Origin of the sequence: Aeromonas sp. Y293-4, from assembly GCF_027705905.1 — a bacterium.
GTDB classification, from domain to species: Bacteria; Pseudomonadota; Gammaproteobacteria; order Enterobacterales; family Aeromonadaceae; genus Aeromonas; species Aeromonas veronii.
Genome location: NZ_JAPDCI010000037.1, coordinates 1 through 10,004, shown reverse-complemented (window position 1 = coordinate 10,004; position 10,004 = coordinate 1). Strand labels below are relative to the sequence as shown.

Sequence of the window (10,004 nt, the reverse complement as noted above, 5' to 3'; positions counted from 1 at the left end):
ATGGATACCGTGTCTCCTTTCCCGGGGAATGGCTATGGCACAGCGAAGGTGTAGCACTATTGGGATCAGTTATTTAGCTCATTCTTGTCCAGAAACGTGTTTGAATGGGGCCAATCAATCTGTGGATGCTCAAGACAACCAGTATGATACTTTATTACTCAGTTGTAGCGTGACTCAGATTTTGTAGTAGGAATTAGTATGAATCTTTATTTCTGGGTGAGTATCATTTAGAACGGTACAAACAGGGTTACTTGACTGCTTAGTATGAAACTTTATTCCTCTCCTACAACCACGGCCAAGCCATCCAGTTCGAGTGCGATCTCGGGGTGGTGACAATCGAACCCAAGCAGCAACCGCTGCAAAGTTGAGGGACAAAAAACGCGATGTCTAACGATGAAGAGTGGGCAGGGTCAGATGTTGATGAGGCGTACTGGGCGTTAATGCCGGCCGAGACGCCGGGTGAGCCATCCCCCGCGGACTGCCTTGTTCAGGGACTGCTTGAGGCTAGAGCGAACATCAAGTTGGAGGGCTACGGGCAGCGCGACGACAACGACTATGCAGACGGCTACCTCGCTGGTCGCGTTCATGGCATCGAACAGGCTCTCCGGCAGGCGCTCAGGTACTTGGATGTGTCGCCCCACAAGCGCTACATCGTCGAGCATGTGCTTGGCCAAACAGCCACACCATAAGTCAGAGGAACAAAGCCATGACTAAGGCAAAGCTTACAGAGTTGCAGAAAGGGGTTCTTTATGCTGCGGCTGTGGTGATCGAAGGTTGAGAGAGGATGAAACTCTATTTTCAACAGGATCTGGCCAGAGACCCCATCACCCCGACACAAGGATGATACTTTGCTCGTGAATGTGAACAAGATGCCGCCTAAAAGGCGGCATCTGTCCATCTATAGGGTGAAACTTTATTTTCATCCCACAGCTTGGTCTTCTAGGCGCCCGTCGGCACGCAGGCCTCGATGTCACACCACGACTTGCACAGCTCCGGCACCCGATCGGCGGCTCATTCCGGTAACCTGGTGGCCAGGAGAACACCGGCCCCGGCCCCAGGCGATCGCCGGTACCCGCAGGCCTCGATGTCGCACCCCGACCGGCACAGCCGCGGCGCCCGCCCGTCTGCTCATCCCGGTAACCTGGTGGCCAGGAGAACACCGGCACCGGTACCCGCAGGCCTCGATGTACCACCACGACAGCCACCAGCCCGACTGGCAGACTCCAGCGCCAGGCGCCAGGGACCGGCAGAGACTGTCACCCCAACGACCTTGTACAGCAACGTGGATATGCGTGTAAAATGCTGTAGTATATCCTTTCAAGTGTGTTGGCCAATTTTCGTGAGGGAGCCGTGATAGACACAGAAGAGGCTGGGTGTTACTAGATTGGCCTGCATGGCTGAGAGAAGCAGAATGATGAAGCAGTTTGACATGTGTCTGCTTGAGTACCGTGACGCAGAGCGATGCGGGGTGGGTGAGGCTGTGATGTTGCGTAAGCTGCTGGCTCTGGGAGGTATGAGGCAACTCTACTGGCTCTTAGTGGCTGATGGATGTGTGGATGATGCACGGGAGATCGCTAACTGGTTGGCTGGGGCGGCAGAGAGACACCTCGTTGGGGCCACAATATGAAGTATCGTATTCATAGGTTAAGATCCTATTAGCGAATATGCTCAATCTCTTTATCACGTTCCATATCGACTGGAGCTAGAGCGTTTCATGGTGAGAGAGATTGAGCAGGATTGGGATGTAAAGGGGCAAGACGACATGCATCAAGAGGTTATCCGGTCATCATATCTGGATGGAGGTGACCGCCTATACCTCATCTATGATGAGGCAAAAGGGGTGTATAGAGTAGGCACTCGCTGGGAATGGCTCGGGAAGTATCGTGACATCTGGGATGCCTGTGATGCGTTTGATGTGATAGAGCTGCTTGGGGTGGTTGATAGCCTGACAGCAGCCCAGGTAAAGCGAGAAATCAAGCGTCAACCGCGCTCTCGTGCAGCCGTTCGCAAGGGTATGGCACGGATTGACGGGTTACTTGAAGCGGTCCAAAAGCGGCTTTCAGGCCTGATCCCGCGTGCAGGGGGAGCAAGGCAAGTCTCACTGCTTGGGTGAAGGCCAGGGGAAGAACTGGCCAGAGCTCATAATGTCGTAGTCAGACATCGAGGTATTGCTATAATAGGTAGTGATCCTATTAGTAGAATATCATCATGGCCAATATGACACCTCAGTGGCGCCGGTACTATGAACAGCACCAGGCGCTTTACGCCTATCTAGTTCAGCACTGCGAACCTCTTTTTGTCGTTCCTGGGCATGAACCCATCTATACCGTCGTAGAAAATGCACTCGGCAGACATAACCGCCTGCCAAAATTCATTCACTGGATAGGCCGTCTCACAGTCGACGAAGCTGAATATCTGGGTATGGTGCACAATCTGGAGACCTGCTACAGGGACGCGATAGGTATCAAATTTCGGCGATACCCGGTCAATTTTCCGGTAATTCACAGGGAAATCGAGCAGATCAACATAAGCCGACATTATGCGTTCAAGTCGGAAACCGTCACCGGCAACCGACTGTTGTTGATGGCCATGAGAGCCCCAGATGATGCGAATAACATGGCCGCACTGCGAGAGGTATTTGAGCGGCATGTGGTCGAACTGGAGGCAGTGGGTCTACCCGCACACATCAGCGTCACCCAGCGGCTCAGTGTGTTTGGCTCTACCGCTGACTACCTGGAGCTGACCATCGGTACCGGCTCGCTTTATGAATATGCCGGATGCGACAGAGTGCAGAAACGCACCTTCACCGGAGAGCATTATCGAGCCCGGTTGCGGGCAAAAGGTGAGTCTTCGGGCTACCGTGGCCGTTTCGGGCTGATCGTTCTCGACCAAAACAGCAGAGACAACATCGTAGAAGCGAACAAACAAGGGGATCGGCCACATCGTCTGGATGTGCTTGGCGCCAGGATCCCGATGCCTATTGAGCTGGACTTTGACCTGTATCGGCGCCCGATAGAAGAGGGCGAGGAGAATAATTAACTATAGGTGAGGGATGCCCCCTCACCGCCGGTCACGCCGCCTGATCGCCATGGCCCCTTCGGTGGCCAGTATGTTGCTCGTGTACCTGTAGACCATCAGGTTGCTGGCCCATCGGCCAGCAATTTGGACCTTCAAGGTGTTGCCATCCTCAGTGGCCAAGTCCTGCGCCGCCCCGACTCGTGTTGAGTGAGCGGTGAAGCACGGGATCCCAAGCTCCTCCAAATTGAGCACCTGCCAGGCGCGGGCGTAAAGACGATTGAGCGTCATATACCCTAGTGGTTTTGCGGTCTTCACCGACTTTCCAGCCTGGTTGATCCCGATGAATAGGGGGTCAGAAGACCCAACATCCAGTGTTCGTCCGGCCATAGCAAGATACTCGCGTATCAGACGGAACGACTGGCGCGACAGAATAGCGTAGTCCGGCTCGCCGGATTTATTGGTCTTGGTGATCGGGATCATAAGGGTGGCGGTTCCGTCAGTATTGACCTGTAGATGCCGCATTTTGATGTTCAATACCTCGCTGGCTCGAAGCAGTGTTTCATAGGCCAGGACCAATATCGCCAAATCGCGCCGGTCGGCCAGTGCCGGGCTCGACTCCCAGAGCTCACGCAGATCGTCCAGGTGATTTTCCCGTAATGGACTCGCCTGCTTAATCCTTTCTTCTTCAATGACCTTGGTTCTGACTAACGCAGCGTGCAGGTTGACAATCAGCTTGTCAGTAGTTGGGTCAGGACAGCCTGTTTCCCGATGGACTCTACTGATCGCCCATTTGTCGGTGGAAATGGTATTGCGGTGTTTATCCTGGGCCCGCTGTGAGAGATAACATTTCACGGTATCCAAGCTAGCAGGGAGATAATCCCGCTCATTTTCATCACACCACGCCACGAACTGACACCAGACATAATCCAATTGAGACAGGGTGCGGGGGGAGTACCGCGCCTGTGCTTCCTTGAACTCGGACCAGAACCGGGCCATGGTGGCGCGAACTTTCGGGTCGGCCTCGATGCGGATACCACGGAGCCAGGCACTATTCATGAGCTCGGATAGCTGGTGGGGCCGCAGGTGCTCAAAATCCACCTGACCTAAAACAGGAAGATTGCTCTCCGGGGAGGAGATATTCGGCAGGTTTTCACTCACTGGATGAGTCTCGCGTTGGGCAGGTTATCCACGAAATAGGCTTGCTGGCTCGCCGTACAGGCGCGAAATGCCATGAACGTGCCGTCATCTACAAGCATTTCATCGAACCGCTTGTCACTGTCTTGGTAGACCACGCGGCGCTTTCCGATGCCGCCAGGGATGAGGTTGGTCAGTGAGGTGATCACCGCATCAGCATCATTGGTCACAGAGGCAAAGCCCGGCATATCCCGGTCAATGAGGACGATGTAGAGGTCGCCGAGCAGGTAGGTGTCAAAAGAGCATCTGAGTCTTGTCATGGTAACCCTGGTTAGTAATGTGACATAAGATAAATTATGTCACATTACACAGGTAAGGCAAATTAGCGTGCGTTGGGACCTGTTTCCATGCTGAACGGGTCTTTGGCAGTGACGTTGCTACATCGCTAATAGGATTAATTCCTATATATAACAAACAGGCAATAAATGATGCTCAATGTCGTGGTGTGACACTGAGGCATTGGTGTCGGAGATCACCTGGTCGTCTGGCTAGGTAGTTGACCGCCGGTTGCCCGGAGATGGGGCTTTGAGTTCCAGCCGTCAATGTCGTGGTGCGACATCGAGTGCCGGGATCGCAACCCTTTCACCTGGTAGGCTCACCGCCAGCCGGTGGGCTGGTGCTGGCGCCCCCGGCCACGCCCTCAGTGTCGTGGTGCGACATTCAGGGTGAACATAGATGTCCGGCGGGGTTGTTCTGGGTGGGCTGGGGTTTCGCCGGTCGTGTTGTCGACCGGCGGGATCTGGTCACAATGGGGTTAGCTTGTCAGCGGGGCCTCTGAACGTGTGGCCGTCGTCTTCATCGACTACGACTGCCAGGTTGCGGCCTTCATCGTACTCAACCACATTGCCGACGCCGAAGTTAACTGCGTCAATGGGGTACTCAACTCTCATTCCAAGCATTTTCATCACTCCTTTACCGTTACTGGCTTAGATGATGCCGATAACCCCATTTATCGGCATCAAAATTCTGCTATGCCTCACCGCGTTCTACTTACAATGCAACTGCGCTTCTATAATATTATGTTAAATAGCGAGCAATGGCGCTGGTTGCGTGGGTGCCCGTCTATCAAGCACCCCCAATTATTCACCCCTTCCCACCCCTCTGTTACTCGCTGTAGAGGTGCACGATGGCCTCGGCTTCACCCGACCAGGGCTGATAGTCGCCATCGTTAAGAGCTCGAACGCTGGCCGCCGAATCCACCCCCACCACCAGCCATACTCTGGCCGCCGTCGGGTGTACTTCCTTTATTGATCGCAGCAGCCTCATATAGAGCGTTTGGTTAGGTGGCAAATATAAGCATTCGCCAGTCGGAATTAATACCTTTTCATTGGCATCTGCTACCGCAAGAACCCCTCCTCGACTGCGAATGACGGGATATTCCCAGTCGCTCAGGGCTTGGTCCTTCGCTTCGGCATATAGATCTCTTTTCAGTTTCTTTATTTCGGTCCATGTTTTCGGGATGTTGCATTCACTCTCTGGCATGATGCCCCTCGCTATAAGTTATAAATATTTACCCACACGAAAATGTTTATTAACAGCCATCCGGTTTATATGTGGCTGCACAACACCTGATATAATCAATTTACGGCCTTTGCTGTGTCGCAAAATTGGAACGTCATACTTATATTTCCAATAAACTTTATGATAAACATTGCAACGATTCCGACTCTATGCATAATCAACATAATTCCAATCAAAATAAATAGGTATGAACATGAATGAGTTCCTGAAAAACCTGTCCAACATTCGTTCCCTTCGCGTCGCCCTGCGTGAATTGCCATTTGAGCAATTGAAGGAAGCGAAGGAAAAATTTGATACCGTATATTCCGAACTCGAAGAATCCCATCTTACTGCGCAAATTGCTCTTGAGGAGCGGGCCGGGAAAATTGAAGAATTTGCTAAGATGCTCAAAGACGCCGGTATCGACCCTATCGACCTGGTAGCCGCTGGTGGATCCACAGGCGCAGCCGTGACCGCCAAAGCCAAGCGCGAGCCGCGCCCTGCCAAGTACAGCTATACAATTGATGGCGTTACAAAAACATGGACTGGTCAAGGTCGTATGCCATCCCCTATCGCTGAGGCTATTAGCGCCGGTAAGGCCCTCGAAGACTTCTTGCTCTAAGCACTGAACACTATCAAAAAGCCCCCGACTGAATGGGGGCTTTTTCATGCCCCCAATTCGATTATCCCGCTTCTCGCTTCTGGTATTATCCACCAGCCATTCGAGATTTGATTGAGGCTTTTGCGTCGCTTTCATTCAATTAATTTTAACCGCACTCAATACGACAACAGATACAGAAGCCCCGTCGAACTGGTTATCAAAATCCTCCGACCACTCCGACTTAAATCCATCAAGTTTCAGCTTGTTTTTAGCGCCGGATGGCAATATTGCAACTAATCGCCCACCAGCCTTCACCATTGATGCAGCGTGAATTGTATGAGCTTGCCATCTCCCTTCGCTGAATGGTGGGTTCATCACAACCCGATCATATTTAGCTTCTGGTTGGACTTTCAAAAAGTCGCACTGTGTCACGTTGTATCCCTTGGCCTTTAACACCTCGCAACGTAATTTGCTGACTTCAAAGCATGTGAGGTTTTCACTCGGTATTAAATCGGCTAGTCCCCCCTGCCCTGCGCTTGGCTCCAATACTTTGTGGTGTTCTTCAATCTGTGCGCGGCCAACTGCGTATAGACCTAGCTTCTCTTTCGTTGGGTAATATTGATGGCTTTTATCATCAGGAATACAACCAGATGCACATATTTCTCCTATTACCCTGCTCGGGTCATATTCAAATTCCCAGATCTCAACGTTACCGTTCTTGCCTTTCATCTGACGGACGCCGCCTATCGTTTCCAACAGATCACACACTCGCGCCCGTACTGCTTTATCATATTCCCCGTAGTCGAACCGGCGATTGAATGGGTTGGTTGTCAGCGGCTCAACGGGATCGCTCCAACGGTCGAACCGATAGGGCTGGTGTCGCTCAACCTTCATCGTTGCGAGTTGCGACAAGACCGCAAAAGGTAGCGGGTTGTCCATCAAAACGAAGTCCTTGGGTGCCCGCTTAGGCTTCTGCCTGAATTGCGGAGGGATCGCCATCGGATACAGGTTTGCGAGGATCATGTTGAGGCGCCACGCCATTTCAGGATGCACCTCTAGGTGTGCCGTCCCTTTAAGGTAGGCTCTTACACGCAACGCTCCGCCATCCAGGGTCAACCACTCGCCGTGGCGAACGCGGGCCTCTATCAGCGCATCAGAAGTGGCGTAGTGGGGAGGTTCATCACGGCCCATGAATTTTGCGATCACCTGCCGCAAATCGCTTATATATCCGATTGTTCCGCTTACTGTGTGGCCGTATTCGTTGAAGGCGCGAGCCAGGATCATGCGCTTCCCAAAACCCTCAGGTCGATTCGTTACGTGGTCACCTGAAAGCGCCCGAAATATGCCGTCGACACGCTCCGCGAAGAACGTGGCGCGATTAGCCAGCAGGTCACGCAACGTGTCACGCACCGTCTCTTCTTCAAAGTCGGGGCATGCTCTTGTTCTGATCAGGGTGTCCCACTCATCTCGCCGTTTCGCTGGCATGAAGTCGTAAACGTCGGTGAGCTGTATGGCCTCTTGCCAATAATCAGAGTTGAGTTGAGCGATGGCCCCGGCTGCTTCAAAGAGCTCAGCCAAAGACTGCGAGTGGTGGTTTTTCTGGTTCTTGTTGCCACGCAGGAAATACGATATGGCCAGCTTGTTGTCTCCACTTTCAATGAACCCTACTACGGATTCGATGTTGGCCTTTGTCCGTCTGTAGCGCCCGACCAAGTTATCTATGAGATCGCTTGCCGCAGGGGCAGCAAAGTCCATCTCCTGAATAAACCCGCTCTTAATTGAATCGGTTACAGCGTTCATGTCGCACCTTAGAGAGTTACTTGCTCGTCATCCTGGTTGGGTTAATCGCCAGCCAGACATTGTAAAATGATTATAGTTATCCCCAGCGGATAGTAAACCGCATTTGCAAATTATTTTATTCGCTGTATTCTAGTCGTAGTGGGACATTTTCCGGCGGCTGTTACCCGCTATTTGGAGGCGTTTATGAAAGTCCATGCACGACATCATCGAGTCCTGGCCACCAGCGTTCTGCTGGCCATTGCCGGACCTTCACTAGCCCAGCCGGTTACCGTGGATACCATTACGCAATCACTGCCGGGGGAATCCGTCTCCCAGCTCGTTGAGCGTGTCACCCCACTCCTACAGGACAAGGCGCTCAAGGCGCAGTCCGGCACTATCGCCCGCGTCACCTCAATGAATGGCGATCACATGGATCGTCAAATCAAGATGATCCAGGGCGGGATTGTGAGCCAGACCGTTAACGGCGTTGTGCCGGTGTCCGGCGGCGACAGAAACAGCGTCCAGGTCACAATGACCTTTGACATCGACATGAAGGCTGGCCACGACTACGGCATGATGAGCGCCCAGAACAGCACCATGAAAGCCCACCTTGGCGAGCTGGCAGATGCCGCGGCTTCCAATCCGGTGAGCAATTCGGCTCTGGAGGTGATGACTAAGCAGAAGTATGGTGCCGGGCTCGGTGGTAACACCGCCCCCGCCGGTGAGGCTGCGGTGCGGTACCAGGCGCTTACCTCAATCGCTGGAGATACCGCTACGTTGCGCAGCGGCCTAGCTACATCATCTCTGGGTGAACGCCTACAAAGCGCCACACAGGCCACCTGTAAGGGGGAACCGCAGAATTCGGAAAAAATCGTACGCTAAGCTAACGGTGTTCTCGTGACAGCTCTTTGACTAGGCTTTCTAAGGCCATTCTGATAGCCCTGACTTCCTGAAAAGCCATGGCTAAAATTTGTGCGGCTAAAAGGGATAACCGATGGTAAAGTAAGTTATCCCTGTCGAGATACTGAAAAGCGTTATCCTCGTTTTTCCCAAAACTGTTTTGCCAGTTCGCTCAGAGCGCTAGTTAACTGAGCGACAGATTTCGCACTTTGCAAATTATTCTGCCCGGTCTGTACATTGGTATCAGCAGCATCGCGTATATTGATAATACTGCGGTTTATGTCTTCACTTACTGCTCCCTGCTGCTCGACCGCAGTCGCTATTTGCGCGTTCATGTCGGTAATTTCGTTAACGCGTTGGCCAATTCCATCAAGAGCTGTAGCTGCTTCCTCTGCGTGAGCTACACTCGTGTGCGCTTGCCGACTACTTTGCTCCATGACTGTAACAGCGGATTGCGCTCGCTCTTGTAGAGCGCTGATCATGCTTTGAATATCCGTTGTCGATTGCTGTGTGCGAGCAGCAAGACTGCGAACCTCATCGGCGACAACAGCAAAACCACGCCCCTGCTCACCAGCACGCGCGGCCTTCCCGCTTCTCAATTGAGCATATAATTTTTCCGCAGCCAAAACCTGCTCAGGTTCAGGCTTGGTCCTTACAGACTGGTATTCAACAATCGAACCATTCTTAGCTATTGGCGTTACATAAGCACTTACCCAATAGTGGTCGCCATTTTTACAGCGATTTTTTACTAGCCCCATCCATGAGCGGCCAGATTTTAATGTACTCCACATATGCTCAAATGCAGCAGGCGGCATATCTGGGTGTCTTACGATGTTGTGAGGCTGGCCTAATAGTTCTTCCTCAGTGAAACCACTGATTTTAATGAAGTCAGGATTAACGTACGTGATATGGCTTTGAGGGGAGGTAGTCGAAAGGGCACTGTTGCAAATAGTCGGTGGTGATAAACTTATCATCCCCTTTTGCTGATGGAGCTGCACATGAACCCATTCAA

At 52.4% G+C, this 10,004-nt stretch carries 10 protein-coding genes; 5 read left to right on the top strand and 5 right to left on the bottom strand.

The window, feature by feature from the left end; all coding sequences use genetic code 11:
- Positions 1-383: 383 nt before the first annotated feature.
- The 3 genes from OKC31_RS21040 to OKC31_RS21030 all read left to right on the top strand — a co-directional run bounded on the left by OKC31_RS21040 (position 384) and on the right by OKC31_RS21030 (position 3,039).
- Positions 384-689 (top strand): hypothetical protein, encoded by a 306-nt coding sequence (locus OKC31_RS21040; RefSeq protein ID WP_270657654.1) that lies wholly within the window; start codon positions 384-386, stop codon positions 687-689.
- A gap of 1,025 nt (positions 690-1,714) precedes the next feature.
- Complete coding sequence (locus tag OKC31_RS21035) at positions 1,715-2,113, top strand: hypothetical protein (RefSeq protein ID WP_270657653.1); 399 nt, start codon at positions 1,715-1,717, stop codon at positions 2,111-2,113.
- 95 nt (positions 2,114-2,208) lie between these two features.
- Positions 2,209-3,039, top strand: a complete 831-nt coding sequence (locus OKC31_RS21030; RefSeq protein WP_270657652.1) for a hypothetical protein — start codon at positions 2,209-2,211, stop codon at positions 3,037-3,039.
- A 21-nt stretch (positions 3,040-3,060) separates the two neighbouring features.
- Here the strand turns inward: OKC31_RS21030 and OKC31_RS21025 are convergent, their stop codons facing one another.
- From OKC31_RS21025 to OKC31_RS21015, 3 genes are all read right to left on the bottom strand, one after another.
- Complete coding sequence (locus tag OKC31_RS21025) at positions 3,061-4,176, bottom strand: tyrosine-type recombinase/integrase (protein ID WP_219934988.1); 1,116 nt, start codon at positions 4,174-4,176, stop codon at positions 3,061-3,063.
- On the bottom strand, positions 4,173-4,472 hold the full coding sequence (locus OKC31_RS21020; protein WP_219934989.1) for a hypothetical protein: 300 nt from the start codon (positions 4,470-4,472) through the stop codon (positions 4,173-4,175). The genes OKC31_RS21025 and OKC31_RS21020 overlap by 4 nt, the downstream gene beginning before the upstream one ends.
- 844 nt (positions 4,473-5,316) lie before the next feature.
- Positions 5,317-5,694 (bottom strand): hypothetical protein, encoded by a 378-nt coding sequence (locus tag OKC31_RS21015; RefSeq protein WP_270657650.1) that lies wholly within the window; start codon positions 5,692-5,694, stop codon positions 5,317-5,319.
- 232 nt (positions 5,695-5,926) lie between these two features.
- On the opposite strand from OKC31_RS21015, the gene OKC31_RS21010 reads away from it, so the two are divergent.
- The gene (locus OKC31_RS21010) at positions 5,927-6,334 is read left to right on the top strand and encodes an H-NS family histone-like protein (protein ID WP_270657647.1); all 408 of its coding nucleotides are present in this window, start codon (positions 5,927-5,929) and stop codon (positions 6,332-6,334) included.
- Between the two features lie 135 nt (positions 6,335-6,469).
- Here the strand turns inward: OKC31_RS21010 and OKC31_RS21005 are convergent, their stop codons facing one another.
- Positions 6,470-8,113 (bottom strand): class I SAM-dependent methyltransferase, encoded by a 1,644-nt coding sequence (locus OKC31_RS21005; protein WP_270657645.1) that lies wholly within the window; start codon positions 8,111-8,113, stop codon positions 6,470-6,472.
- 183 nt (positions 8,114-8,296) lie between these two features.
- Here OKC31_RS21005 and OKC31_RS21000 point away from each other — a divergent pair, with 183 nt between their 5' ends.
- Positions 8,297-8,974 (top strand): hypothetical protein, encoded by a 678-nt coding sequence (locus tag OKC31_RS21000; RefSeq protein ID WP_270657643.1) that lies wholly within the window; start codon positions 8,297-8,299, stop codon positions 8,972-8,974.
- A 152-nt stretch (positions 8,975-9,126) separates the two neighbouring features.
- Here OKC31_RS21000 and OKC31_RS20995 read toward each other — a convergent pair.
- Positions 9,127-10,004, bottom strand: an 878-nt coding sequence (locus OKC31_RS20995; RefSeq protein ID WP_442865767.1) for a methyl-accepting chemotaxis protein, incomplete at its 5' end; no start/stop codon positions are given.

Excerpts from the sequence above, each read along its gene's own strand:
- OKC31_RS21040 (WP_270657654.1), top strand. The coding sequence starts at position 384 with ATGTCTAACGATGAAGAGTGGGCAGGGTCAGATGTTGATGAGGCGTAC.
- OKC31_RS21035 (WP_270657653.1), top strand. The coding sequence starts at position 1,715 with ATGGTGAGAGAGATTGAGCAGGATTGGGATGTAAAGGGGCAAGACGAC.
- OKC31_RS21030 (WP_270657652.1), top strand. The coding sequence starts at position 2,209 with ATGGCCAATATGACACCTCAGTGGCGCCGGTACTATGAACAGCACCAG.
- OKC31_RS21020 (WP_219934989.1), bottom strand. The coding sequence starts at position 4,472 with ATGACAAGACTCAGATGCTCTTTTGACACCTACCTGCTCGGCGACCTC.
- OKC31_RS21015 (WP_270657650.1), bottom strand. The coding sequence starts at position 5,694 with ATGCCAGAGAGTGAATGCAACATCCCGAAAACATGGACCGAAATAAAG.
- OKC31_RS21010 (WP_270657647.1), top strand. The coding sequence starts at position 5,927 with ATGAATGAGTTCCTGAAAAACCTGTCCAACATTCGTTCCCTTCGCGTC.
- OKC31_RS21005 (WP_270657645.1), bottom strand. The coding sequence starts at position 8,113 with ATGAACGCTGTAACCGATTCAATTAAGAGCGGGTTTATTCAGGAGATG.
- OKC31_RS21000 (WP_270657643.1), top strand. The coding sequence starts at position 8,297 with ATGAAAGTCCATGCACGACATCATCGAGTCCTGGCCACCAGCGTTCTG.